This is a genomic window from Kitasatospora sp. NPDC101447 (genome assembly GCF_044767225.1).
Lineage (GTDB): Bacteria > Actinomycetota > Actinomycetes > Streptomycetales > Streptomycetaceae > Kitasatospora.
The window spans coordinates 1-23,609 of record NZ_JBIWNL010000046.1 but is presented as its reverse complement, the minus strand read 5'-3'; the positions used below and the strand labels follow the sequence as shown (position 1 = coordinate 23,609).

Here is a 23,609-nt window from a genome sequence, read left to right as displayed (position 1 = left end):
TACCGTCCCCGCCGCGCCCCGGCCGTCCGCCGTCCCCACCCCTCGCGGAGACCTCGCATGACCCCCGCCTCCCCCACGTCCCCCGCCGCCGGTTCCCCGGACGCTCCGGCCGTCCCGTGGCTGATCGCCGGACTGGGCAACCCCGGACCGTGGTTCCGGCAGACCCGGCACAACGCGGGCTTCCTCGCCGTCGACCGGCTGGCCGAGCGGCACGGCGCCCGCTTCCGGCGGCGCGGTCTCGCCACCCTGGTCGCGGAGATCGAGGTCGACGGCCGGCCGGTGCTGCTCGCCAAGCCGCTGTGGTTCATCAACCTGTCCGGCCGTCCGGTGGCCGCGCTGCTGCGCCGGTACGGCGTGCCGGTGGAGCGGCTGGTGGTCGTGCAGGACGACCTGGACTTCGCGTTCGGCTCCGCCAAGGTCAAGCGCGGCGGCGGGCCCGGCGGCCACAACGGGGTGCGCTCGGTGGGCGAGGTGCTGGGCACCCGCGACTTCGTCCGGCTGCGGTTCGGCGTCGGCCGGCCGCCGAAGGGGCAGAGCGTCGGCGACTTCGTGCTGAAGAAGTTCTCGGACGAGGAACTGGCCTCCATGCCGGGCGAGTTGGACCGCTGCGCCGACGCCCTGGAGACGCTGGTGCGGCTCGGCCTGAACCGGGCCCAGGACGCCCTGAACGCTCCCGCCCGCCGGACGTCCTGACAGACGCCGCCGGGGCTCGTCCTTCCGGTCTTCTGCTCGGCGGCCAAGCCGTGAGGGAGACGCCGGAATCATCCGATGACGCCCGGGTGGTGATCGGGCCGGTATATGGGGAAGGGGCTGGCTCGTCCGTGGGTCGTGTCGGACGGGCCGACTCCGCAGATGGTCCGGAGACCGACCTCAGGAACGGGCCGTGCGGCTCGTGCGGCGCGTCCCGGTCGTTCGGCTCGTCCCGGTCGTACGACTCGTGCGCGCCGTGGGGCTCGTGCGGGCCGCACCGGTGGCGGGGGTCGGCCGGGTGAGGACCGCGGCCGCCGTCGCGACCGCCGCGAGGAGCAGCAGCACCGTCCGCCCACCGGACGTCGCGCCCGCCAGGTGGACACCCAGGACGGACAGTGCCATGCCGAGCGCCGTACCGAGGCTGCGCGCCATGTTCACCATGCCGCCGCCGACCGCCGAGCACTCCGCCGGGATCGCGCGCATCACCAGCGCGTTGTTGGCCGGCAGCAGCAGGCCCAGTCCGTACCCGGCGACCAGCAGCGGGGCCGCCGAGGCGGTCGAGGCCGGGAGTACGGCGAACAGCAGCAGTCCGGCGGCCGCGACGGCCGCACCGAAACGGCACCTGGTCACGTCCGACCAGCCCCGGGGCAGCAGCCCGCCGCCGACCGTCGCGGCGAACGCGAACGCGGCGGGCAGGAGGGTGACCAGCAGGCCCGCGCCGGCCGTGGACACTCCCGCGCCGGTGAGCAGCACGGGGCCCAGCACGAGCGGGCAGAACAGCAGCAGGTAGCCGATCAGCGCGATCACCAGGCCGGACCGTACGCCCGGGGTGTTGACCAGTCCGGGTGCCAGGATCGGCCGGGCGGCCCGCCGCTCCTGGCGCACGAGTGCGGCGGTGAGCACGGCGGCGGCGAGCAGCAGGACGGCGACGATCCACCCGGGGAGCGGCAGTCCGGAGGCGGTGGACAGGGCGAGCAGCAGTGCGGTGGTCGCCCCGGCGAGCAGCAGCATGCCCGGCAGGTCGAAGCGGGCTTCGTCGCGGGCCGGGCGCACCGCCGGCCGCACCGCCGGGCGCTTCCCGGCGTTCGGTACGGCCCGCGCTCGGGGCACCAGGCCCGAACCCGGTACCGGGTTCGGGCTCGGGGTCGGCGCCGGGCTCGGGCCCCGGCCCGGGAGGCCCGTCCGGGTGCGGGGCAGCAGATACCAGCCGGCCAGGATGCCGAACACGGCGATCGGTACGTTGACCCAGAACACCCAGCGCCACGAGGCGTGTTCGACCAGCAGCCCGCCGAGGCTGGGGCCGAGCGCCAGCCCGAGGCCCTGTGCCGAGGCCTGGATGCCGAGCGCGCGCCGCATCGCGTGCTCCGGGACGCCGCGGGCGACCAGCGCGACGCTGTTGGCCTGCATCATCGCGGCGCCGACGGCCTGGACGGCCCGGCAGCCGACCAGGATCCAAAGGCTTCCGGCGAATCCGGCACCGAGGGAGGAGAGGCCGAAGACGGCGAAACCGCCGATGTACATCGTCTTGCGGCCGACCAGGTCGGAGAGCCGGCCGATCGGCGCCAGCAGGGCGACCAGGACGAGCAGGTACGCGAGGGCGACCCACTCGACGGCGGCGAAGCCCGCGTCGAAGTGGTGGCCGATGGCGGGGAAGACCAGGGCGATGACGCTGGCGTCGAGCTGGCCGAGGAAGGCGCCGAGACAGACCGTGCCGACGGCCAGCCAGTGGGCGTGGCGCCAGCCGGCTATGCCGCGGGGCCGGGGCCGCTCGGTGAGCAGCCGTGCGGCAAGGGCGGTGGCGTTCATGCAACGAATATATCGGATGCAGATATGTTCTTTCTACGAGCAGATCGACCTGCGATACGAAGCGTCTCACCGACCGCCCGTGCCCGCGTCCGAGGAGCGGACCACGCCCCCGGAACGCCCCGTACCAGGAGATACGCTGTCCGCCATGCCGTCGTCACCACACGTTCCCGATTCCGCCACCGCAAGCCCCGACCCGGCGGTCGAGCACGCCCGGCGACTGACCGACACCGTCACCCGGCTGCGCCGCGCACTGCGCAGCAGCATCCGCACCGACTACCCGTGGGAGTCCCTGCCGATGGCGCAGGTCGAACTCCTCCAGACCCTCGCCGCCGCACCGCTGCGGGTCGGCGAGCTGGCCGCCCGGCAGCGACTGGCACCCAACACCGTCAGCGGGCTGGTCGGCAAGCTGCTCGAAGCCGGCTTCGTGGACCGCCAGGCCGACCCCGGCGACCGCCGCACCGCCCGGATCGCCCTCACCCCGGCCGGCCGGCGCCAGCTGGACGACTGGCAGCACGCCCACGAGCGGCGCATCGCCACCGCGCTCGACACCCTCGCCCCGGCCGACCGCGCGGCGGTCGTCGACGCCCTGCCCGCGCTGGAACAGCTCGCCCGTGCTCTCGCACAGCCGGGGACCGGCGCCGAACACGGCTGACCCGGCGGCCCCACTCCGGCCACCCCACCCCTGCGACCCGGCTCCGCCGGTCCGCCCGTCCGCCGGTCCGCGCCGTCCGCCCGCGAGCAAAACCGCTGGTCGTCATGCCGGGCGGGCCGCTAGCGTCCCGGCATGACCACAGCACGGGTACGCATCGAGCCCTGGACGGACGCCGACCTGGCGCTGCTGCGCCGGGTCAACACGCCGGAGATGAAGAAGCACGTCGGCGGGCCGGAGACCGAGGAGCAACTGCTCGTCCGGCACCGCCGCTACCTCGACTTCGTCCCGTCCGGCCTCGGCTGCATGTACCGGATCGTGCTGGTGCCCGACGGCGCGCCGGCCCTGGGCGAGGCGGCCGCGGGTGAGCGGGTCACTGGCGAGCCGGTCGGCACGGTCGGCTACGGCACCCGGACCTGGGCGGGCGAGACCGTGCACGAGATGGGATGGAACGTGCTGCCCGGCCACCAGGGCCGCGGCATCGCCGTCGCCGCCACCCGCGCCGCGGTCGCGGCCGCCCGCCGCGAGGCGGCCCAGCGGTACCTGCACGCCTTTCCGTCGGTGGACAACCCGGCTTCCAACGCGGTCTGCGCGAAGGCCGGGTTCACGCTGCTCGGCGAGACGGAGTTCGAGTTCCCGCCCGGACGGTTCATGCGCAGCCACAACTGGCGGGTGGACCTGCGCAGTTCGGACTGACCGACGGCATCGGTGCGGCGCGGTGAGGACAGCGGGGTGCGGACGGCGGGGTATCCGCGGCGGGACCAGCTCGGGGCCCCGCTCAGAAGAGCGTGCCGCTCTCCAGCTCCAGCAGCTGCCGCTTGCGGTCCACACCCGCCGCGAAGCCGGTGAGCGCGCCGCTGGCGCCGAGCACCCGGTGGCAGGGCCGCACGATCAGCAGCGGGTTGGCGCCCACCGCGCCGCCGACCGCCCGGACCATCCGCGGTTCCTGCCCGGCCAGTTCGGCGAGTTCGCCGTAGGTGACCGTGGTGCCGTACGGGATCTCGTCCAGCGCGGCCCAGATCCGGCGGCGGAACTCGGTGCCCACCGGCGCGAGCGGGAGGTCGAACCCGGTGCGCTCGCCCGCGAAGTAGGCGGTCAGCTGGGCGACCGGCTCGGCGAGCGCCTCCGGGTCGAGGACCCAGTCGTCGGCGGGCTCGGCCAGCGCGTACTTCTGGCCCGGCGCGGTGACGGTGGCCAGTGCGGCCGGCCCGCCGTCCTCGGGCAGGACGCCGCTCAGCAGCAGCCGACCGAAGGGGCTCTCCATGGTGGTGTAGACGGTGGTGCTCATGCTCGTTCGTTCTCCGTTCCGGTACTGGTGGTCGCGGGGCCGGCCCACAGCCGGTGGACCGCGTAGGAACGCCACGGGGCCCAGGCCTCGGCCGCACGGGCGGCGGACTTCGGGTCGCCCGGGGCGCCGAGCCGGACGAGGCCGTGCTTGACGCCCACGTCGCTCGGGAGGAAGACGTCGGGGTCTGCGAGGGCCCGCATCCGCAGGTAGCCGACCGTCCAGGGGCCGATGCCGGGCAGGTCCAGCAGCCGGGCTGCGGCCTCCTCCCGGTCGACCCCGCTGTCGAGGCTCACCACGCCCTCCGCCAGGGCTGCGCACAGCCCGGTGAGCGCGCGGCGGCGGGCGTCGGGCATCGCGAAGTCCTCCGGGGCCGCGGTGGCCAGCGCCGCCGCGGTCGGGAAGAGCAGTCGCAGGCCGCCGCTGGGGTCGGGCAGCGCGGTGCCGTACTTCTCGGCGAGCCGACCCGCCAGGGTACGGGCGGCGCCGACGCTGATCTGCTGGCCGAGGACGGCGCGGACGGCGAGTTCGTGCGGGTCCACGTGCCCGGGCGAACGCAGGCCGGGGCGCTCCCGGACCAGCGGGCCGAGCACCGGGTCGGCGCCGAGCTGATCGTCGACCGCGAGCGGGTCGGCGTCCAGGTCGAAGAGGTTGCGCAGGCGCTGGACGGCGGTCGGCAGGTCGCGCAGGTCGGCGAGGAACAGCCGGCAGTCCAGCCAGCCCCGGGTGCGCGGCTCGCCGGGTGCCAGGCCGTCGACCTCGGCGATGCCGTGGCCGTACGGGAGCGCGAGCGTGCGCCGGTAGGTGCGGACGCCGGGACGCCCGCCGGGGACGACCTCCTCCACGCCGGGCACGGCGCGCAGGGCGAGGAAGTCGATCAGGTGGTCGCTGTCCAGCGCGCCGCGGTAGGCCAGGCGCAGGGTCAGGCCGCCGGCCGGGGTCGCGGTGCGCCGGCCGGCCGCGACCTCGGCGCGCAGACCGCTGGGGGTGCGGTCGTAGACCTCGCGCACGGTGTCGTTGAACTGGCGGACGGAGGCGAAGCCGGCCGCGAACGCGACGTCGGTGACGGGCAGTTCGGTGGTCTGGAGGAGCAGCCGGGCGGTCTGGGCGCGACGGGCGCGGGCCAGCGCGATCGGACCGGCGCCGAGCTCGGCCGTGAGCTGGCGCTGCAGTTGGCGGGAGCTGTAGCCGAGGCGGTCGGCCAGGCCGGCGACGCCCTCGCGGTCCACGACGCCGTCCCCGATGAGGCGCATCGCACGGCCGACCAGGTCGGCGCGGTGGTTCCACTCCGGCGAGCCCGGCACGGAGTCGGGGCGGCAGCGGCGGCAGGCACGGAAGCCTGCGCCCTGGGCGGCTGCGGCGCTGGGGTAGAAGACGCAGTTGACTCGCTTGGGGGTCACGGCCGGGCAGCTCGGCCGGCAGTAGATGCCGGTGGAGGTGACCGCCGTGAAGAAGACGCCGTCGAAGCGGGCGTCCCGGCTGTCCACGGCTCGGTAGCGGATGTCGTCGTCGATCACGTTGTCCAGTTTGCGGGATCGGGTGGGGGGTGACTGGCGGGAATCGGACATCGCCGTTCGGGGGCCCTCCCCCTCCCCTCCCGCCCCACCCCCACCGTGCCCCGAAAATCGGGGGCCGTGCGAACGACCCGCGGCTACGCTCGCCCCATGAGCGAGCAGCCCGACGCCCCGCCCGACGCCCCGCCCGGAACCCAGCCCGACGCCCCGCCCGCCGACCACTCCTACGTCGGCCCGGACGACCCGCGGGTCGTCGCCCTGCCTCCGGAGGAGTTCGCGTTCCCCGGCCCGCTGCGCGACGAGCTGGTCGCGGCCGTCCTCAGCGGTGCGAAGACCAGCACCACCGGCCTGGTCGCCGACTACGAGCACGAGGGTGAGCCCCTGCCGCTGGTCGGCGAGCGGGCCGCCGTCCTCGACTCGGACGGCCGCCGGATCGCGGTGATCGAGACCACGGACGTCCGTGTGGTCCCGCTCGCCGAGGTCGATCTGCAGCACGCCCTGGACGAGGGCGAGGGCTACCGCACTGTGGCCGAGTGGCGTGCCACGCACGAGCGGTTCTGGCGCAGCCCGGAGATGCTCGACGCCCTCGATGACCCGGACTTCACCGTGGACGACGCCACCCCGCTGGTCCTGCAGCGCTTCCGCCTGGTGGCGGACCTCCGCTGAGCCGGACCTCCGCTGAGCCGGGCCGGCCCGGCGCCGTCCGACCACCGCAGCCGCAGCGCGACGGTGGCCGGCCGACGCCGACGCCGACTGGTCAGCGCTTCACCGGCCCTCCCGCGGCACGCATCGACTTGGTGATCGCCTTCCACTTCTGCAGCCGGGCCTTGGCCACCCGGGCGTCCGAACGCGAGGCGATCCACTCGTTCTCGCGCTGGAGCTTGAGGTAGCTGTCCATCCGGCGCTGCGGGAGGGTGCCGTCGGCCAACGCCTCCTGCACCGCGCAGCCCGGCTCGGTGTGGTGACCGCAGTCGTGGAAGCGGCACTCCTCGGCCAGCTCCGCTATGTCGGCGAAGGCCAGGTCCACGCCCTCGCCACCGTAGAGGCCGACCTCGCGCAGCCCGGGGGTGTCGATCAGCACGCCGCCGCCGGGCAGCGGGATCAGCTCGCGGGTGGTCGTGGTGTGCCGACCCTTCTGGTCGACCTCGCGGGCATCCTGGACGGTCATCACGTCGGCGCCGGCCAGCGCGTTGGTGAGCGTGGACTTGCCGACGCCGGACTGGCCGATCACCGCGGTGGTGCCGGGGGTGCAGGCGCGCAGCACGTCCATGCCGTCCCCGGTCTCGGCGCTCACCACGAGCACCGTGACCCCGGGCGCGACCGCCTCGACGTCGGACCGGATGAAGTCGGCGTCGTCCACCAGGTCGGCCTTGGTGAGGACGACCAGCGGTTCGGCGCCGGACTCCCAGGCGAGGGCGAGGAAGCGCTCGATCCGCCCGAGGTCGGGATCGGTCGCGAGGGAGGAGGCGATCAGGACGGTGTCGACGTTGGCCGCCAGCACCTGGCCGTCGGAGCGCTTGCCGGCCACCTTGCGGATGATCGCGGTGGAGCGCGGCAGCAGCGCGACGACGGCCGCCATCGGCCGGGCGTGGAGGTCCACGGCCGCCCAGTCGCCCGTGCACGGGCAGTTGATCATGTCGGCGTCACCGACCGGCCGGGTGTCGAACCGGACGGTGCGCGGCTCGCCCGTCTCCGGGTCGGCGATCACGGCGTCGCACTGGCCGCGGTCGACCCGGACGATCCGGGCCGGGAGCAGCCCGGCCTCGCCCAGCGGTTCGAACAGTTCCGCGAGCTCGGACGTCCAGCCGTAGCCGGCCAGGGCGGAGCCCGTGGACGCGGAGCCTGCGTCGGGCAGGGAGGAAGAAAAAGAAGAAGAGGTGGAGAGAGAAAACGACGGAACGGAGGCAGCGTTGATCAACGCAGTGGCCCTTCGGGAGGAGAACGTCCCGGCGGGCTACGGCTGGCGCGAAGGGCTCAGCCGGCGGCCGGGAAAAGGAGGTGAACGCGAGTGCTGCCCTGGGCAGCTATCGGGGCGACAACGACCACGGGGGTTCACCTCCTGCTCTCTACTCCTCGGGCGGCCCAATGGCCCCCGAACCGGACACGTCACACGCTAGCGAAGCGGCCCGGCCTCGCCAACCCATTTTTGACCTGCGGAAACGCTCCGCGGCAGGCCTCGAAGCCTTCCGGGAGGAACGCCGGCTACCCCCCGTACCGGTGCTTGAGGTTCGGGTCGTCCAGCCACCACGGCCGCATCCCCGTCTCGTCCTCCTCCGGCCGCCCCGCCGCCCGCGCCTCCTCGGCCGCCGCCTCGAAGCGCGCGTCCAGCTCGGCGTCCACGGCCCGGATCTCCTCCCGTCCCTGCACCACCATCCGCCGCACCAGCGCGGCCAGGAACGGCAGCCCGACCAGGTCCCCCAGCACCCAGAACGCGTTGCCGCCCCAGGTCTGGTCCTGGGCCGGGGTCGGCCCCCACGGGCGCCCGAGCGCCACGTAGTAGTGCTCGGCGACGAGGTGGCCGCCGTAGATCAGCACGATCCCGAGCCCCGCGTCGAAGATCACCTCCGCGAAGGTGATGAACAGCCCGACCAGGTGCGGGTACTCGTGCCCGACCGGGTCGATCTGCAGCCGCGGCCAGAAGTAGGCGAGCCCGAGCAGCACCAGCGCCAGGTGCAGCAGCACGTTCCCGGACGCGCTGGACACCGACTCCTCGTACCAGGGCGTGAAGTAGAGCAGCCACGGCGGCGCCATCAGCAGGGCGGTGGAGACCGCCGGGAACATCAGCACCTTGGACGGGCGGCTGCGCAGCACCCGCAGGATCCGCTCCCGCCGGGCCGGCGGCGCGGACCCGACCAGCAGCGAGACGGGCGCGCCGAGCGCGAGCAGCAGCGGGACGACCATGAGCAGCAGCACGACCTGCACGGCCCGGTCGGTGAAGAGGATCCGGTCGTAGACGCCGAGGCCGGAGCAGGTGCACCAGATCCACAGCAGCAGTCCGCCGAGGAACGCGGCGGTGCGGCTGGGCCTCCAGCGCTCGCCGCCGGACCGGTGGACGGCGCGCGCCGCGACCAGGTACCAGGCGCCGAGCAGCACCGAGAGGGTGAGCACCAGCGGCTCGGCCGTCCAGGAGGTGACCAGGTCGGACCACTGCCACGGCGGCGGCCCGTCGTAGGCGAGTACGGAGACCGCGCCGTCCACCGCGCCGTTCATCCGTCCGCCACCTCGCTCGTACCCGCAGCCACCGAGGCGGCGAGCCGTCCGCACCGTCACCGTCGGGCCCCGCGGCGGACGCCGCGACGCCCGGCCATGATGTCCCCGCGCGACCGGCCCGCCGCACGCGGGGCCCTCCTCTATACCCGCCCCTGAGGAAAGCTTTACCGATCCCCAACAAAGCTTTGCCCAGGCAAAGTTCTGCCCGTGGAACCCCTCCGCTCGCAACCGCGGCCACGACACAAACGTCTGGCAGGATGCCGGTCGGCGAGACCCGCCACGTGGGTGACAAGGGGACGACAAGAGGTGCGAAGCACTGCACGCGGCGAGGGCCGCCGGCTGGCCGCGCGCCACCGCAACATCGAGCTGGGCCTGCTGGCGCTCGCGGTGGCCGTCTGTCTGGCGGGACATGTCGAGGCCGATCTGGCACTGACTGGCTCGTTGCCGCCCGGACTGCTGGTGCACGGCCTGTCACTGGGGGCGCTCGCCGGGGCGGCGCACCTGGCGGTGCGCCGGTTCGCACCGTACGCGGACCCGCTGATCCTGCCGTTGGGGGTCTTCCTGACCGGCTTCGGCCTGGTGCTGCTGGACCGGCTGGACATCAGCTACAAGGCCGCGCACAGCGCCAAGGGCGACTACCAGAAGCTCCCGGCCGCGCCCTCCCAGCTGATGTGGGTGTTCATCTCGGTGGCGGTGGCGATCGCGCTGATCGTGCTGGTCAAGCACCACCGGTTCTTCCAGCGCTACGTCTACCTGCTGATGGCGGGGGCGCTGATCCTGCTCGCGGCGCCGGTGGCCTCGCCCAGCGACAGCTTCGGCGCCAAGCGCTGGATCCGGCTGTTCGGGCTCTCCTTCGAGCCGGACGAGTTCGTGAAGGTCGCGATCACGATCTTCTTCGCGGGCTACCTGATGGCCTCCCGGGACGCGCTCGCGCTGGCCGGCCGCAAGATCTGGGGGCTGACCCTGCCGCGCGGCCGGCACGCCGGGCCGGTGCTGGCGATCTGGGTGGTCAGCCTGCTGGTGCTGATCTTCGAGCGTGACCTGGGCACCTCGCTGATCTTCTTCGGCGTCTTCATCGTGATGCTGTACGTGGCGACCGAGCGCACCAGCTGGGTGGTACTCGGCCTGCTGATGGCGGTCGGCGGCGCGGCGGTGGTCGGCACGGTGGAGCCGCACGTGCACGGCCGCGTCGAGGCCTGGCTGCACCCGCTCGACTACTACAAGCCGGTGCACGACAAGGCGATCTCCGAGCAGCCCGCCGAGGCCCTGTTCAGCCTGGGCACCGGGCACCTGACCGGGACGGGCCTGGGCTCGGGCCGGCCCTGGCTGATCGGCTTCGCCGGGCGCAGCGACTTCATCTTCACCACCATCGGCGAGGAGCTGGGCCTGGCCGGGGTGACGGCGATCCTGCTGGTGTACGTGCTGCTGATCCAGCGGGGACTGCGCACCGCGGTCGGCCTGACCGACCCGTTCGGCAAGCTGCTGGCCACCGGCCTGTCGGCGGCGCTGGCGCTGCAGATCTTCGTGGTCGTCGGCGGGGTGAGCGGGCTGGTCCCGCTGACCGGCAAGGCGCTGCCCTTCCTGGCCGCCGGCGGTTCCTCCCTGCTGGCGAACTGGCTGATGATCGCACTGCTGATCAAGCTGAGCGACTCCTCCGGGCGCACCGCCCTGGAACCGGCCCAGCCCTCCCCCGAGCCGCTCCCGGCCCAGGCGGCGCCGGCGGCGGCCGCCCCGTCCGCCCCGAACCGGACGTCCCCGGACCGGACGCCCCGTGACCGGACGCCCGCGGGCCCGACGCCCACCCCGGCGACCCCGAACCCGGCCGCCCCGAACCCGGGGGCCCCGACCCACGCAGCCCCGAACCCGGCAGCCGCGGGCCCGACCGACCCGCGGTCCGGCACACCGGGCGGCGCCGACCCCTCCGCCGCGCGGACCGAGCTGCGCCCCCGGTACGGCCACACCCCCGCCGCACCGCAGTACGGCGACGCCCGGAACCCCACCACCTGACCGACCGACCGGCCCGCGGACCGACCGACCGGCCTGCGGACCGACGGACCCACGCCCGACGCCCCCCACGGAGCGGCGAACCCCGGACACGCCACAGGGCCTCCCCCGCACCCGCGGGAGAGGCCCTGTCCGTCAGTCCGTCATCGCACCCGTACGCCGCGGCCCGCCCCCGCCTACCGCTGCTCCCACGGCGGCCGCGGCGGCCGGGGCGGGTACCCCGGCACCTGCTGCCCCGGCGGTCCGAGGGGTTCCGGCGGCCCGGACGGCCCGGCCCCCGGCGCCGGTGGCGGCCCGGACGGCCGGTCGCTGTCCGGCGGCGGCGGGGCGGGCCGGTGGTGCGGCCCGCCGCGGGCGGTGAGCCGGCCGCGCACGTTGTCGGCGGCCAGCACGTCGGCCCACCGCTCCGGGTACTCGGAGGGCACGTCGACGTCATCGCCCTCGTCCTCGCCCCACTCCTCCTCGGCGCCCTCGGCGAGCCCGAGTTCGCGGGCGCGCCGGGCCCGTTCGACGGCCCGCCGGGCGGCGACCTCGCGGACCACCGCGGCGGCCGCCTCCTCGTGGGCCCGCTCGTTCTCGGCGCGGGCGTCGGCGGTCTCCAGGGTGGGCCAGCGCCGGTCTATCGCGGCGTTCATGGCGGCGCCGATGAGCACCGCGAGGGCCACCACGAAGATCCACAGCAGCACGGCGACCGGCGCCGCCAGCGAGCCGTACACCGAGGGGCCCTCGACCGAGCTGACCAGGTAGAGCCGCAGGCCGACGCTGCAGAAGACCAGCACCACCAGGGCGACCAGGGCGCCGGGGATGTCCTCGCGCCACGGCGTCGAGACCGGGACGGCCAGGTGGTACAGGGTGGTGAGCGAGACGATCAGCAGCACGATCGCGACCGGCCAGTACGCGGCGCCGACCAGCCCGGCGACCCCGGGCACGGCGTTCTCCACCAGTCCGGGCCCGGCCATCAGCAGCGGCAGCACCAGGGAGCCGATCACCAGCGCGCCGAGGTAGAGGCCGAGGGACATCAGCCGGGTCTTGACGATGCCCCGCTTGCCGTCGAGCCCGTACATGACGGTGATGGTGTCGATGAAGATGTAGAGGGCCCTGGAGCCGGACCACAGCGACAGCAGGAAGCCGATCGAGATGAGGTCCGGCCGGGTGTGGTCGAAGACCTGGCTGAGCAGCGGTTTGACGACCTCGTTGACCGAGGAGTCCGACAGCACCGTCCCGGAGGCCGAGACGATGTCGTGCTTGAGCCGGTCGATCGTGCCCGCGCCGAGGAACTCGTCGAGGTAGCCGAGGGTGGCGGCGAGGCCGAGCAGCAGCGGTGGGATCGACAGCAGGGTGAAGAAGGCCGCCTCCGCGGCGAGGCCGGTGACCCGGTACTCGACGCAGGTGTTGGTGGTGTCCCTGACCAGCTCCCACGCGGTGCGGCGCCAGGTGGCCTGTTTGGCCGCGCGCCGGGATCCCTTGCCCCGGCGCCGGGAGGGCCGCGACTCGGGGTTCGGTCTGCTCGTATCGCCTGCTGCTTGCACAGGCCTAACGGTATCGGGCCGGGGCGCTCCGGTTGATCTCCCCCGGGGTGCGGGCGCCGGGGCGGACACCGGGCCGCGAGCGGCGGGAACCTCCAACCGTCCCATATGACGAAACCTCAGCGTCCACCATTTGGATGTTAGTGGACCGCGAGTCATGCGCCGTGCGAATCTCTTGCCATGTCTAGCGCCGGAACCACCCTGGTAGGTCGACTCCACGTCGATCTCCTTCGCGTGTCCAGCGCCATCTGTCCGGTGACCTGAGCCCACCCCCGCCGCACCACCGCACCCGGCGCCACCCGTTCCCGCCATCCCCGCTGCAGCGGATGCGCAGGCGCCCGCCCGCCTCGGTCACTGTCTTCCCGGCCTTGATAAACCCGCAGGTCAGAGCAGCACCGCACGGCTGAGCACGCCCCGCGACCCACCCGGCGCCAGCGCCACCTGCCCCGAAGGACTTCACCATGGCCACCTCCCCCGAGACCGTCGAGCCCACGGCCGACAGCCCCGCTGCGCGCCGCCCCGCCGCGGCCCGCAAGGTGACCCGCCACCGCGGCGAGGGCCAGTGGGGCATGGGCCACCACACTCCCCTCAACGCCAACGAGCAGTTCAAGAAGGACGACGACGGTCTCAATGTGCGGACACGCATTGAGACGATCTACGCGCACCGCGGCTTCGACTCGATCGACCCCGCCGACCTGCGCGGCCGGATGCGCTGGTGGGGCCTCTACACCCAGCGCAAGGAGGGCATCGACGGCGGGAAGACCGCGATCCTCGACCCGCACGAGCTGGACGCCGAGTACTTCATGCTCCGGGTCCGCATCGACGGCGGCCGGCTGACCGTCGCCCAGCTGCGGGCGGTCGCCGAGGTCTCCGAGCAGTACGCGCGCGGCACCGCCGACCTGACCGACCGCCAGAACATCCAGTACCACTGGATCCGGATCGAGGACGTCCCCGCGATCTGGCAGAAGCTGGAGGCCGTCGGCCTGTCCACCACCGAGGCCTGCGGCGACACCCCGCGCGTCATCCTCGGCTCCCCCGTCGCCGGCGTCGCCGAGGACGAGATCATCGACGGCACGCCCGCCATCGAGGAGATCCAGCGCCGCTTCATCGGCAACAAGGACTTCTCCAACCTGCCGCGCAAGTTCAAGTCCGCGGTCTCCGGCTCCCCGCAGCTGGACGTCGCGCACGAGATCAACGACGTCGCCTTCGTCGGCGTCGTCCACCCCGAGCACGGCCCGGGCTTCGACCTGTGGGTCGGCGGCGGCCTGTCCACCAACCCCAAGCTCGGTGTGCGGCTGGGCGCCTGGGTGCCGCTGGACGAGGTGGCGGACGTCTACGGCGGCGTCATCGGCATCTTCCGCGACTACGGCTACCGCCGCCTGCGCAACCGCGCCCGGCTGAAGTTCCTGGTCGCCGACTGGGGCGTGGAGAAGTTCCGCCGGGTGCTGGAGGACGAGTACCTCAAGTACCGGCTGGTCGACGGCCCCGCCCCCGCCGAGCCCGCCGCCCGCTGGCGCGACCACGTCGGCGTCCACAAGCAGAAGGACGGCAGGTTCTACATCGGCTTCGCGCCGCGCGTCGGCCGGGTCGACGGCAAGCTGCTCGGCGAGGTCGCCGAGCTCGCCGCCGCCCACGGCAGCGACCGGCTGCGCACCACCGCCGAGCAGAAGATGCTGATCCTCGACATCGCCGAGGAGCACGTCGAGTCGGTGGTCGCCGGCCTGGAGGCGCTCGACCTGCGGGTCACCCCGTCGCCGTTCCGCCGCGGCACGATGGCCTGCACCGGCATCGAGTTCTGCAAGCTCGCCATCGTCGAGACCAAGGAGCGCGGCCGCACGCTCATCGACGAACTGGAGCAGCGCCTGCCGGAGTTCGCCGAGCCGCTGACCATCAACATCAACGGCTGCCCGAACGCCTGCGCCCGCATCCAGGTCGCCGACATCGGCCTCAAGGGCCAGCTCGTCACCGACGAGAACGGCGAGCAGGTCGAGGGCTACCAGGTGCACCTGGGCGGCGCGCTCGGCCTGGAGGCCGGCTTCGGCCGCAAGGTCCGCGGCCTCAAGGTCACCAGCGCCGGCCTGCCCGACTACGTCGAACGCCTGCTGACCCGCTACCAGGCCGACCGCACCGACGGCGAGCGCTTCGCCCAGTGGGCGGCCCGGGCGAGCGAGGAGCAGCTGTCGTGAGCGAGCGTAGCGAGCAAACCGATCGAGCAGGGCGTCGTTCGCGAAGCGGACGCCGAGCGCAGCGAGGTGGGCGATGAGTGAGCGAGCCGCACCCTTCTTCTGCCCCTACTGCGGGGACGAGGACCTGCGCCCGTCCGAGGCCGGGCACGGCGCCTGGGAGTGCCACGCCTGCCGCCGCGCCTTCCAGCTGAAGTTCCTCGGCCTGCTGGCACCGACCGACCACGGGGGGACGTCCCATGAGCAGCACCGCGACTGACCACGAGGCGGCAGCCGTCCGAGCCGGCCGCGAGCTGGAGGAGGCGACCCCGCAGGAGATCCTGCAGTGGGCCGCCGACACCTTCGGCAAGCGGTTCTGCGTCACCTCCTCCATGGAGGACGCGGTCGTCGCCCACCTCGCCTCCTCGGTGCTCCCCGGCGTGGACGTGGTGTTCCTGGACACCGGCTACCACTTCCCGGAGACCATCGGCACCCGGGACGCGGTGGCCGCGACCATGCCGGTCAACGTCATCACGCTCACCCCGCTGCGGACCGTGGCCGAGCAGGACGCCGAGCACGGGCCGAACCTGCACGACCGCGACCCGGACCTCTGCTGCTCGCTGCGCAAGGTCGAGCCGCTCAACCGCGGCCTCGGCGGCTACGACGCCTGGGCCACCGGGCTGCGCCGCGACGAGTCGCCGACCCGGGCGAACACCCCGGTGGTCGCCTGGGACCCGAAGCGCCGCAAGGTCAAGATCGCTCCGATCGCCCGGTGGACGCAGGGGGACGTGGACGCCTACGTCGCCGCGAACGGCGTGCTGCTCAACCCGCTGCTGTGGGAGGGCTACACCTCGGTCGGCTGCTCGCCGCTGTCCTGCACCCGCAAGCCCGCCGAGGGCGAGGACGCCCGGGCCGGCCGCTGGGCCGGCTCCGGCAAGACCGAGTGCGGCATCCACCTCTGACCAGCGGCATCCACCCGGCATCCATCCCTGACGAAAAACTGTCGATTCTCGCGTAAGGAAGCAACCGTGACAGCAGACACTCTGGCCGCCGACGGAGCCGCAGAGGCGGCCCCCGCGGCCGCCCCCTGCGAGCGCGGCGCCACCGTGTGGCTGACCGGGCTGCCCAGCGCGGGCAAGACCACGCTCGCCTTCGCCCTCGCCGAGCGGCTGCGCGCCGAGGGCCACAAGGTCGAGGTCCTGGACGGCGACGAGATCCGCGAGTTCCTCTCCAAGGGCCTCGGCTTCTCCCGCGAGGACCGGCACACCAACGTCACCCGGATCGGCTTCGTCGCCGAGAAGCTCGCCGCGAACGGCGTCAAGGTGCTCGCCCCGGTGATCGCCCCGTTCGCCGACTCCCGCGCCGCCGTGCGCGAGCGGCACGCCGCGGCCGGCACCGCGTTCCTGGAGATCCACGTCGCCACCCCGGTCGAGCTGTGCGCCGAGCGCGACGTCAAGGGCCTGTACGCCAAGCAGGCGGCCGGCGAGATCTCCGGTCTCACCGGTGTGGACGACCCGTACGAAGCCCCGGAGCGACCGGAGTTGCGGATCCAGACGCAGGGCCGCGAGGTCGCCGACTCCGCCGCCGAACTGCACGCCTTCCTGACCGAGAGGGGACTCGCATGACCACCGCGACCGACAGTCTCGTCCGCACCGAGGACAACCCCTTCGCGCTGTCCCACCTGGACGCGCTGGAGGCCGAGTCGGTGCACATCTTCCGCGAGGTCGCGGGGGAGTTCGAGCGCCCGGTGATCCTCTTCTCCGGCGGCAAGGACTCCATCGTCATGCTGCACCTGGCGCTCAAGGCCTTCCACCCCGCGCCGGTGCCCTTCTCCCTGCTGCACGTCGACACCGGGCACAACTTCCCCGAGGTCATCGCCTACCGCGACCGCGTCGTGGCCGAGCACAACCTGCGCCTGCACGTCGCCCACGTCCAGGACTTCATCGACCGCGGCGTGCTGCGCGAGCGCCCGGACGGCACCCGCAACCCGCTGCAGACCGTCCCGCTGCTGGACGCCATCGAGCAGAACCGCTTCGACGCCGTGTTCGGCGGCGGCCGCCGCGACGAGGAGAAGGCCCGCGCCAAGGAGCGCGTCTTCTCACTGCGCGACGAGTTCGGCGCCTGGGACCCGCGCCGCCAGCGCCCCGAGCTGTGGTCGCTGTACAACGGCCGGCACGCGGTCGGCGAGCACGTGCGGGTGTTCCCGCTGTCCAACTGGACCGAGCTGGACGTCTGGCAGTACATCGAGCGCGAGGGCATCGAGCTCCCGGAGATCTACTACGCCCACGAGCGCGACGTCTTCGCCCGCAGCGGCATGTGGCTGACCGCCGGCGAGTGGGGCGGCCCCAAGGACGGCGAGCCGGTCCAGCGACGGCTGATCCGCTACCGCACCGTCGGCGACATGTCCTGCACCGGGGCCGTCGACTCCGACGCCACCACCATCCAGGCCGTGATCGCCGAGATCGCCGCCAGCCGCCTCACCGAGCGCGGCGCCACCCGCGCCGACGACAAGCTGTCCGAGGCCGCGATGGAAGACCGCAAGCGCGAGGGGTACTTCTAATGAGCACGACCATCGAGACCACCGCCACCTCGCTGCTGCGCTTCGCCACCGCCGGATCCGTGGACGACGGCAAGTCCACCCTGGTCGGCCGCCTGCTGCACGACTCCAAGTCGGTGCTGGCCGACCAGCTGGAGGCGGTCGAGCACGCCTCGCGCAGCCGCGGCCAGGACGCGCCCGACCTCGCGCTGCTCACCGACGGCCTGCGTGCCGAGCGCGAGCAGGGCATCACCATCGACGTCGCCTACCGCTACTTCGCCACCCCCCGGCGGCGGTTCATCCTGGCCGACACCCCGGGGCACGTGCAGTACACCCGCAACATGGTCACCGGCGCCTCCACCGCCGAGCTCGCCGTCGTCCTGGTCGACGCCCGCAACGGCGTGGTCGAGCAGACCCGCCGGCACGCCGCCGTCGCCGCCCTGCTGCGGGTGCCGCACGTGGTGCTGGCCGTCAACAAGATGGACCTGGTCGGCTACGCCGAGCCGGTGTTCGCCGCGATCGCCGCCGAGTTCACCGCCTACGCGGCCTCGCTCGGCGTCGAGGACGTGCTGGCGGTGCCGATCTCGGCCCTCGCCGGGGACAACGTCGTCGAGCCGTCCGCGCACATGGACTGGTACGGCGGCCCGACCCTGCTCGAACACCTGGAGACGGTGCCGGTCGGCAGCGACCCGAGCGCCGAGCCGGCCCGCTTCCCCGTCCAGTACGTGATCCGCCCGCAGACCGAGGAGCACCCCGACTACCGCGGCTACGCGGGCCAGTTGGCCTCCGGCGTGCTGCGCGTCGGCGACCCGGTCACCGTCCTGCCGTCCGGCCTGACCAGCACCGTCGCCGGGATCGACGCGCTCGGCCGGGAGACCGACATCGCCTGGGCCCCGCAGTCCGTCACCGTCCGGCTCACCGACGACCTCGACATCTCCCGCGGCGACCTCCTCGCCGCCGGGCCGGCGCCCGCGCCGACCAAGGACATCGAGGCGACCGTCAGCCACCTCAACGAGCGGCCGCTGCGCGCCGGGGACAAGGTGCTGCTCAAGCACACCACCCGCACGGTGCGCGCGCTGGTCAAGGAGGTCTCCTACCGGATCGACATCGACACCCTGGAACGGCGCAGCGGCGCCGAGGGGTTGACCGTCAACGACATCGGCCACGTGCGGCTGCGCACCGCCGAGCCGCTGGCGCTGGACACCTACTCCGCCAACCGCCGCACCGGCTCGTTCCTGCTGATCGACCCGGCGGACGGGACGACCCTCACCGCCGGCATGGCGGGCGAGGCCTTCGAGACCGTACGCGGCGACGACGCACCCGACGCACCCGAAGAGGAGGACTGGGTCTGATGCCCAGCGAGGCGTTCTCGGGCATGGACAAGGAAGGCGGCCGCATCGGCAGCGGCGTCCTCGGCAGCGGCCAGGGCGGCCTGACCCGATGTGCGGGCCGACAGGGCTGAGAACGCCCTGTCACCGGGCTGTCTTCCCCCACAGCCGCCCGGCTTGCCCCGGCACTCCGCTGCCGCGCGCACCACCTTCCGAACTTCCCGCCCGGGACCGCCTCCTGACGGTCCGTCCGTGAACAGGACTCACCATGGCACCGAACCCGTCCTCCTCCCATATCCCGGCCCGCCCGAACGCCGGCCGGATCAGACGCACGGCGGCGGCCGCGGCGGCCGGCCTGACCGCGGTGGCCCTGCTGTCGGCCTGCAGCTACGGCTCCAAGGCCGACAAGTCCTCCGACGCCAAGCCCGGCGCGGCGGCCACCGCCGGTGACTCCGCCGCGAAGCTCTCCGCCGACAGCGTGAAGATCGGCTACTTCGCCAACCTCACCCACGGCACCCCGCTGGTCGGCCTCCAGGAGGGCATCTTCCAGAAGGAGTTGGGCGCCACCCAGATCAAGACCCAGGTCTTCAACGCGGGCCCGGCCGAGATCGAGGCGCTCAACGCGGGCTCGATCGACATCGGCTGGATCGGCCCCTCCCCCGCGATCAACGGCTACACCAAGTCCGACGGCAAGTCGCTGAAGATCATCGGCGGTTCGGCGTCCGGCGGGGTCAAGCTGGTGGTCAACCCGGACAAGGTCTCCTCCCTGGACGACCTCAAGGGCAAGAAGATCGCCACCCCGCAGCTGGGCAACACCCAGGACGTGGCACTGCTCAACTACCTCGCAGGCAAGGGCTACAAGGTCGACGCGGCGTCCGGCGCGGGCGACGTCTCGGTGGTGCGCACCGACAACAAGGTCACCCCGGACGCCTACAAGTCCGGCTCCGTGGACGGCGCCTGGGTGCCGGAGCCCACCGCCTCCAAGCTGGTCACGCTCGGCGCGAAGGTCCTGCTCAACGAGAAGGACGTCTGGCCGGACAAGAAGTTCGTGATCACCAACATCATCGTCTCGCAGAAGTTCCTCAAGGAGCACCCGGACGTGGTGGAGGCCGTGCTGCGCGGCTCGGTGAAGACCAACGCCTTCATCAAGGCCAGCCCCGACAAGGCGAAGGCCGACGCGAACGAGGCGATCAAGAAGGAGGCCGGGAACGCCCTGGAGCCGGCCATTCTTGACCCGGCCTGGGCCGACATCGACTTCCTGGACGACCCGCTGGCGAACACCCTGCAGGCCGAGGCCGACCACGCCGTCACCGCCGGGCTCCTCAAGAAGCCCAACCTGAACGGCATCTACGACCTCACCCTGCTGAACAAGGTCCTCGCCGCCCAGGGCCAGGCCGCCGTGGCGGACGCCGGGCTCGGCGCCAAGTAGCGCTCCCGGAAAGGCCGTTCGCCCCCGACTCCGCGGTCCGGCCCCCGCCCGCCCGGTCGATCCCCGATCGATGCCCACCGGGACGGGCGGGGCCCGGGCCACGGCCCCGACCCGCAGCCCGCAGCCCGCAGACCGCAGACCACTCACGCAGGAGGTGCCACGGATGACCCCGGCACTGACCACCTCGGCGGAAGCCACCGGCGCCGACGCCCACGGCGGCGCGCCCGCCGTCCGCATCTCGCACGTGCACAAGTCCTTCGGCCGCCCCGGCGCCCGGACCCACGTCCTCGACGACATCACCCTCGACGTCGCGCCCGGCGAGTTCGTCACCCTGCTCGGCGCCTCGGGCTGCGGCAAGTCCACCCTGCTCAACCTGGTCGCCGGCCTCGACGAGCCCAGCGCCGGCAGCATCGAGGTGCCCGGCGGCCGCCCCGCCCTGATGTTCCAGGAGCACGCGCTGTTCCCCTGGCTCACCGCCGGGAAGAACATCGAACTCGCCCTCAAACTGGCCGGCCTGCCCCGCGCCGAGCGCCGAGCCGAGGCCGAGCGCCTGCTCGAACTCGTCCGCCTCAAGGGCGCGTACGGCAAGCGGGTGCACGAGCTGTCCGGCGGCATGCGCCAGCGCGTGGCGATGGCCCGGGCGCTCGCCCAGGGCAGCAAGGTGCTGCTGATGGACGAGCCGTTCGCCGCGCTGGACGCCATCACCCGGGACGTGCTGCACGACGAGATCACCCGGATCTGGGCCGAGCGGCAGCTGTCCGTCCTCTTCGTCACCCACAACGTGCGCGAGGCGGTGCGCCTGGCCCAGCGGGTCGTGCTGCTCTCCTCCCGCCCCGGCCGGGTCGCCCGCGAGTGGCGGATCGACCTGCCGCAGCCGCGCCGCATCGAGTCCGCGGGCGTCGCCGACCTGTCCATCGAGATCACCGAAGAACTGCGTGGGGAGATCCGTCGCCATGGCCAGCACTGACACCACCCCCGTCCTGGAGAAGACCGACCCGACCGACCCGACCGGCGCGGCCCGGAAGGGCGCGGGCGACACCGCCGACACCGCCGACGTCGGCGCGGGCCTGGACGCCCTCGACGCCGTCACGGCGCAGCGCGGCTCGCTCGGCGAGGCGCTGCGGACCAAGGCGCTGCCGCCGCTGATCGGCGTGCTGGTGGTGCTCGCGCTGTGGCAGGGGGCGTACAGCCTGCACGTCACCTCCTCGTACAAGCTGCCCAGCCCGGCGGACGTGTGGCACTCCGCGCAGGAACTCTGGTACCAGGGCACGCTGTTCTCGATCATCTGGACCAGCGTCTGGCGCGGCCTGTCCGGCTTCCTGCTCGCCGTGGTGATCGGCACCCCGATCGGGCTGGTGGTCGCCCGGGTCCGGCCGGTGCGCACCGCGATCGGGCCGGTGCTGCAGGGCCTGCAGTCGCTGCCCTCGGTCGCCTGGGTGCCGGCCGCGGTCATCTGGCTCGGCATCAACGACTCGATGATGTACGCGGTGATCCTGCTGGGCGCCGTCCCGTCCATCGCCAACGGGCTGGTGGCCGGCATCGACCAGGTGCCGCCGCTGTTCCTGCGGGCCGGGCGCACCATCGGCGCCACCGGGCTGGCGGGTGCCCGGCACGTGCTGTTCCCGGCCGCGCTGCCGGGCTACCTGGCCGGGCTCAAGCAGGGCTGGGCGTTCTCCTGGCGCTCGCTGATGGCCGCCGAACTGGTCGCCTCCTCCCCCGACCTGGGCCGGGGCCTGGGCCGGTTCCTGGAGGACCAGCGCGAGTTCTCCGACATGTCCGGGGTGCTGCTCGGCATCGTGCTGATCCTGTTCGTCGGCATCGCCATCGAGCTGCTGGTGTTCACCCCGGTCGAGCGCCGGGTGCTGCGCAACCGCGGCCTGCTGGGCACCGGCAAGTGAGGCGACGCTGATGCCCGCCCTCCTCCTGATCGCCCACGGCAGCCGCGACCCGCGCCACGCCGCGACCGTGGCCGCGCTCGTCCGGGAGGTGCGGGCGCAGCGGCCCGGTGTCGAGGTCGCCACCGCGTACCTGGACCACTGCGCGCCGCGGATCCCGCAGGTGGTGGAGCGGCTGGCGGACGCGGTGGCCGTGCCGCTGCTGCTGAACCGGGCGTTCCACGCCAAGCACGACATCCCCGCCGCCCTGCGCGCCGCCGGCTCGCGGCTGCCGGTCGCGGACGTGCTCGGCCCCTCCCCGTTGCTGCTCGCCGCGCTGGACCGGCGCCTCGCCGAGGCGGGCCCGGACCTGCGCTCGGCCGCCGTCCGCGCCCGTACCGGTGTGGTGCTGGCTGCGGCGGGCTCCTCCGACCCGGCCGCGGACGCCGCGACCCGCGCGGTGGCCGCCGAGTGGCGGCGCACCCGCGGCTGGGCGGGCGTCGAGGTCGCCTACGCCTCGGCGGGCGGGCCGCGCGTCCCCGACGCGCTCGCCGCGCTCCGGGCCGCCGGCGCCGAGCGCACCGCGGTCGCCCCCTATCTGCTCGCCCCGGGCCTGCTGCCGGACCGGATCGCGGCGGCGGCGGGCGGGGCCGACGTCGTGGCCGACACCCTGGGCCCGGCCCCCGAGCTGGCCGCCCTCCTGCTGCAGCGCTACGACGAGGCCTGCCGCACGGCGGCAGCCGTCCCGGCGCTCATCGCCTGAGCGGTGCGCCGTCCCTCACGCGTGGTCCAGGATGCTGTGCTCGCTGAGGTCGGATGCGAACTGCGCCACGGTGCGGTAGTCCGCGTCGTCGTGAAGGACCGTGAGTCCGTGGTGCGCGGCCGTTGCCGCGATCATGAGGTCCACTGCGGAGGCACTGCGATGCTGTCCGGCGAGTGCCATCCTCCGCTGTGCCGTGTCGATCCAGCGGCCCGCGCCCTTCGGCACCGAGACGTCCGGGTACAGGTCGGCGAACATCTCGGAGATCTCGTCGTACTCCCGGCCGTCACGCGCGGTGTAGAGGAACTCGGCGCGCTGCGGGTAGCACGACGCGATCGACCCTGCGTCGATCGCGTCGTACCAAGCTGCCTGGAGGTTCGGATCGCGGAGCAGCCGGACCAAGCCGGACGTGTCGAGCAGGTAGATCACCGAGCGTCCTTCTCGGTCCGGTGCAGCCGCTCGGCGCGCTCGACGGCCTCCCAGCTCCGGGCCCGCTCGAAGTGCCTGCCGATGCGGGCCGCTCGTTCCTGTCGCTCGGCGTAGAAGCGCAGCGCGAGGTTGACGGCCTCCTTCTTCGTGCGCACTCCAGCGAGTGCCATCGCGCGCTCCAGCGCCTCTTCATCGATGTCGATCTGGGTCACGGACATGCGGAGCCTCCGGCGATCGATGTTGGTGATGTACATGGAACTGTACTCCGCCAACATCGCACGCCGCGAGGGCAGGGAACGAGGCCGAACCGACGGCGGGGGGGGGGGGGGGGGGGGGGGGGGGGGGGGGGGGGGGGGGGGGGGGGGGGGGGGGGGGGGGGGGGGGGGGGGGGGGGGTGGGGGGGGGGG

The 23,609-nt window shown here is 73.5% G+C and carries 24 protein-coding genes; 16 read left to right on the top strand and 8 right to left on the bottom strand.

The features are described 5' to 3' along the window. Positions 1-57 precede the first annotated feature (57 nt). Complete coding sequence (gene pth / locus ACIRST_RS37465) at positions 58-693, top strand: aminoacyl-tRNA hydrolase (protein WP_402808314.1); 636 nt, start codon at positions 58-60, stop codon at positions 691-693. Positions 694-870: 177 nt separating this feature from the next. On the opposite strand, the gene ACIRST_RS37460 is transcribed toward pth, so the two are convergent. Next, on the bottom strand, positions 871-2,496 hold the full coding sequence (locus tag ACIRST_RS37460) for an MFS transporter (protein ID WP_402808313.1): 1,626 nt from the start codon (positions 2,494-2,496) through the stop codon (positions 871-873). Positions 2,497-2,641: 145 nt separating this feature from the next. Between ACIRST_RS37460 and ACIRST_RS37455 the strand changes: the two genes are divergently transcribed. Then, the gene (locus ACIRST_RS37455; RefSeq protein WP_402808311.1) at positions 2,642-3,148 is read left to right on the top strand and encodes a MarR family winged helix-turn-helix transcriptional regulator; all 507 of its coding nucleotides are present in this window, start codon (positions 2,642-2,644) and stop codon (positions 3,146-3,148) included. Positions 3,149-3,280: 132 nt separating this feature from the next. Further along, on the top strand, positions 3,281-3,841 hold the full coding sequence (locus ACIRST_RS37450; protein ID WP_402808308.1) for a GNAT family N-acetyltransferase: 561 nt from the start codon (positions 3,281-3,283) through the stop codon (positions 3,839-3,841). An 82-nt stretch (positions 3,842-3,923) separates the two neighbouring features. Here the strand turns inward: ACIRST_RS37450 and ACIRST_RS37445 are convergent, their stop codons facing one another. After that, positions 3,924-4,433: a methylated-DNA--[protein]-cysteine S-methyltransferase gene (locus ACIRST_RS37445; protein WP_396553041.1), complete on the bottom strand. Its 510-nt coding sequence runs from the start codon at positions 4,431-4,433 to the stop codon at positions 3,924-3,926. Then, entirely contained in the window at positions 4,430-5,998 is a 1,569-nt protein-coding gene (locus ACIRST_RS37440) for an AlkA N-terminal domain-containing protein (protein ID WP_350523602.1), read from the bottom strand. The genes ACIRST_RS37445 and ACIRST_RS37440 overlap by 4 nt, the downstream gene beginning before the upstream one ends. Before the next feature lie 96 nt (positions 5,999-6,094). On the opposite strand from ACIRST_RS37440, the gene ACIRST_RS37435 reads away from it, so the two are divergent. Next, a complete protein-coding gene (locus ACIRST_RS37435; protein WP_350523601.1) occupies positions 6,095-6,610 on the top strand; it encodes an ASCH domain-containing protein in 516 nt (171 codons plus the stop codon). 91 nt (positions 6,611-6,701) lie between these two features. On the opposite strand, the gene rsgA is transcribed toward ACIRST_RS37435, so the two are convergent. Together rsgA and ACIRST_RS37425 are read right to left on the bottom strand one after the other, a co-directional pair. Next, positions 6,702-7,799: a ribosome small subunit-dependent GTPase A gene (gene rsgA, locus ACIRST_RS37430; RefSeq protein ID WP_350523636.1), complete on the bottom strand. Its 1,098-nt coding sequence runs from the start codon at positions 7,797-7,799 to the stop codon at positions 6,702-6,704. A 347-nt stretch (positions 7,800-8,146) separates the two neighbouring features. After that, on the bottom strand, positions 8,147-9,154 hold the full coding sequence (locus ACIRST_RS37425; RefSeq protein ID WP_350523600.1) for a cytochrome c oxidase assembly protein: 1,008 nt from the start codon (positions 9,152-9,154) through the stop codon (positions 8,147-8,149). Between the two features lie 306 nt (positions 9,155-9,460). Between ACIRST_RS37425 and ACIRST_RS37420 the strand changes: the two genes are divergently transcribed. Then, positions 9,461-11,161, top strand: a complete 1,701-nt coding sequence (locus ACIRST_RS37420) for an FtsW/RodA/SpoVE family cell cycle protein (RefSeq protein ID WP_402808304.1) — start codon at positions 9,461-9,463, stop codon at positions 11,159-11,161. Positions 11,162-11,334: 173 nt separating this feature from the next. Here ACIRST_RS37420 and ACIRST_RS37415 read toward each other — a convergent pair whose 3' ends face one another. Then, entirely contained in the window at positions 11,335-12,687 is a 1,353-nt protein-coding gene (locus ACIRST_RS37415; RefSeq protein ID WP_350523598.1) for a YihY/virulence factor BrkB family protein, read from the bottom strand. Between the two features lie 177 nt (positions 12,688-12,864). On the opposite strand from ACIRST_RS37415, the gene ACIRST_RS37410 reads away from it, so the two are divergent. From ACIRST_RS37410 to ACIRST_RS37360, 11 genes are all read left to right on the top strand, one after another. Next, positions 12,865-12,948: a putative leader peptide gene (locus ACIRST_RS37410; protein WP_318264789.1), complete on the top strand. Its 84-nt coding sequence runs from the start codon at positions 12,865-12,867 to the stop codon at positions 12,946-12,948. Between the two features lie 197 nt (positions 12,949-13,145). Then, entirely contained in the window at positions 13,146-14,870 is a 1,725-nt protein-coding gene (locus ACIRST_RS37405) for a nitrite/sulfite reductase (RefSeq protein ID WP_402808302.1), read from the top strand. 73 nt (positions 14,871-14,943) lie between these two features. After that, positions 14,944-15,126 carry a hypothetical protein gene (locus ACIRST_RS37400; RefSeq protein ID WP_350523596.1) on the top strand — a complete coding sequence of 61 codons (183 nt, stop codon included), beginning with the start codon at positions 14,944-14,946 and terminating at the stop codon, positions 15,124-15,126. Further along, complete coding sequence (locus tag ACIRST_RS37395; RefSeq protein WP_402808300.1) at positions 15,107-15,808, top strand: phosphoadenylyl-sulfate reductase; 702 nt, start codon at positions 15,107-15,109, stop codon at positions 15,806-15,808. Before ACIRST_RS37400 ends, ACIRST_RS37395 begins: the two co-directional genes overlap by 20 nt. An 81-nt stretch (positions 15,809-15,889) precedes the next feature. Continuing rightward, on the top strand, positions 15,890-16,471 hold the full coding sequence (cysC, locus tag ACIRST_RS37390; protein ID WP_350523635.1) for an adenylyl-sulfate kinase: 582 nt from the start codon (positions 15,890-15,892) through the stop codon (positions 16,469-16,471). Beyond that, a complete protein-coding gene (cysD, locus tag ACIRST_RS37385) occupies positions 16,468-17,406 on the top strand; it encodes a sulfate adenylyltransferase subunit CysD (RefSeq protein WP_350523594.1) in 939 nt (312 codons plus the stop codon). Before cysC ends, cysD begins: the two co-directional genes overlap by 4 nt. After that, complete coding sequence (locus ACIRST_RS37380; RefSeq protein WP_402808297.1) at positions 17,406-18,734, top strand: sulfate adenylyltransferase subunit 1; 1,329 nt, start codon at positions 17,406-17,408, stop codon at positions 18,732-18,734. Before cysD ends, ACIRST_RS37380 begins: the two co-directional genes overlap by 1 nt. 244 nt (positions 18,735-18,978) lie before the next feature. Beyond that, the gene (locus tag ACIRST_RS37375) at positions 18,979-20,139 is read left to right on the top strand and encodes an aliphatic sulfonate ABC transporter substrate-binding protein (protein WP_402808295.1); all 1,161 of its coding nucleotides are present in this window, start codon (positions 18,979-18,981) and stop codon (positions 20,137-20,139) included. 163 nt (positions 20,140-20,302) lie between these two features. After that, on the top strand, positions 20,303-21,106 hold the full coding sequence (locus ACIRST_RS37370; RefSeq protein ID WP_396553049.1) for an ABC transporter ATP-binding protein: 804 nt from the start codon (positions 20,303-20,305) through the stop codon (positions 21,104-21,106). Continuing rightward, a complete protein-coding gene (locus ACIRST_RS37365; RefSeq protein ID WP_402808292.1) occupies positions 21,093-22,037 on the top strand; it encodes an ABC transporter permease in 945 nt (314 codons plus the stop codon). Before ACIRST_RS37370 ends, ACIRST_RS37365 begins: the two co-directional genes overlap by 14 nt. Positions 22,038-22,047: 10 nt before the next feature. Continuing rightward, the gene (locus ACIRST_RS37360) at positions 22,048-22,776 is read left to right on the top strand and encodes a sirohydrochlorin chelatase (RefSeq protein ID WP_402808289.1); all 729 of its coding nucleotides are present in this window, start codon (positions 22,048-22,050) and stop codon (positions 22,774-22,776) included. Between the two features lie 15 nt (positions 22,777-22,791). Here the strand turns inward: ACIRST_RS37360 and ACIRST_RS37355 are convergent, their stop codons facing one another. Next, the gene (locus ACIRST_RS37355; protein WP_402808286.1) at positions 22,792-23,202 is read right to left on the bottom strand and encodes a PIN domain-containing protein; all 411 of its coding nucleotides are present in this window, start codon (positions 23,200-23,202) and stop codon (positions 22,792-22,794) included. After that, entirely contained in the window at positions 23,199-23,420 is a 222-nt protein-coding gene (locus ACIRST_RS37350) for a type II toxin-antitoxin system VapB family antitoxin (RefSeq protein WP_350523587.1), read from the bottom strand. Before ACIRST_RS37350 ends, ACIRST_RS37355 begins: the two co-directional genes overlap by 4 nt. Between the last annotated feature and the right edge of the window lie 189 nt (positions 23,421-23,609).

Coding starts and splice junctions, on each gene's coding strand:
- cysD (WP_350523594.1), top strand. CDS start 16,468: ATGACCACCGCGACCGACAGTCTCGTCCGCACCGAGGACAACCCCTTC.
- ACIRST_RS37445 (WP_396553041.1), bottom strand. CDS start 4,433: ATGAGCACCACCGTCTACACCACCATGGAGAGCCCCTTCGGTCGGCTG.
- ACIRST_RS37350 (WP_350523587.1), bottom strand. CDS start 23,420: ATGTCCGTGACCCAGATCGACATCGATGAAGAGGCGCTGGAGCGCGCG.
- ACIRST_RS37365 (WP_402808292.1), top strand. CDS start 21,093: ATGGCCAGCACTGACACCACCCCCGTCCTGGAGAAGACCGACCCGACC.
- ACIRST_RS37395 (WP_402808300.1), top strand. CDS start 15,107: ATGAGCAGCACCGCGACTGACCACGAGGCGGCAGCCGTCCGAGCCGGC.
- pth (WP_402808314.1), top strand. CDS start 58: ATGACCCCCGCCTCCCCCACGTCCCCCGCCGCCGGTTCCCCGGACGCT.
- ACIRST_RS37455 (WP_402808311.1), top strand. CDS start 2,642: ATGCCGTCGTCACCACACGTTCCCGATTCCGCCACCGCAAGCCCCGAC.
- ACIRST_RS37410 (WP_318264789.1), top strand. CDS start 12,865: ATGTCTAGCGCCGGAACCACCCTGGTAGGTCGACTCCACGTCGATCTC.
- ACIRST_RS37440 (WP_350523602.1), bottom strand. CDS start 5,998: ATGTCCGATTCCCGCCAGTCACCCCCCACCCGATCCCGCAAACTGGAC.
- ACIRST_RS37375 (WP_402808295.1), top strand. CDS start 18,979: ATGGCACCGAACCCGTCCTCCTCCCATATCCCGGCCCGCCCGAACGCC.
- ACIRST_RS37450 (WP_402808308.1), top strand. CDS start 3,281: ATGACCACAGCACGGGTACGCATCGAGCCCTGGACGGACGCCGACCTG.
- ACIRST_RS37405 (WP_402808302.1), top strand. CDS start 13,146: ATGGCCACCTCCCCCGAGACCGTCGAGCCCACGGCCGACAGCCCCGCT.
- ACIRST_RS37425 (WP_350523600.1), bottom strand. CDS start 9,154: ATGAACGGCGCGGTGGACGGCGCGGTCTCCGTACTCGCCTACGACGGG.
- ACIRST_RS37460 (WP_402808313.1), bottom strand. CDS start 2,496: ATGAACGCCACCGCCCTTGCCGCACGGCTGCTCACCGAGCGGCCCCGG.
- ACIRST_RS37380 (WP_402808297.1), top strand. CDS start 17,406: ATGAGCACGACCATCGAGACCACCGCCACCTCGCTGCTGCGCTTCGCC.
- ACIRST_RS37360 (WP_402808289.1), top strand. CDS start 22,048: ATGCCCGCCCTCCTCCTGATCGCCCACGGCAGCCGCGACCCGCGCCAC.
- ACIRST_RS37400 (WP_350523596.1), top strand. CDS start 14,944: ATGAGTGAGCGAGCCGCACCCTTCTTCTGCCCCTACTGCGGGGACGAG.
- ACIRST_RS37370 (WP_396553049.1), top strand. CDS start 20,303: ATGACCCCGGCACTGACCACCTCGGCGGAAGCCACCGGCGCCGACGCC.
- ACIRST_RS37435 (WP_350523601.1), top strand. CDS start 6,095: ATGAGCGAGCAGCCCGACGCCCCGCCCGACGCCCCGCCCGGAACCCAG.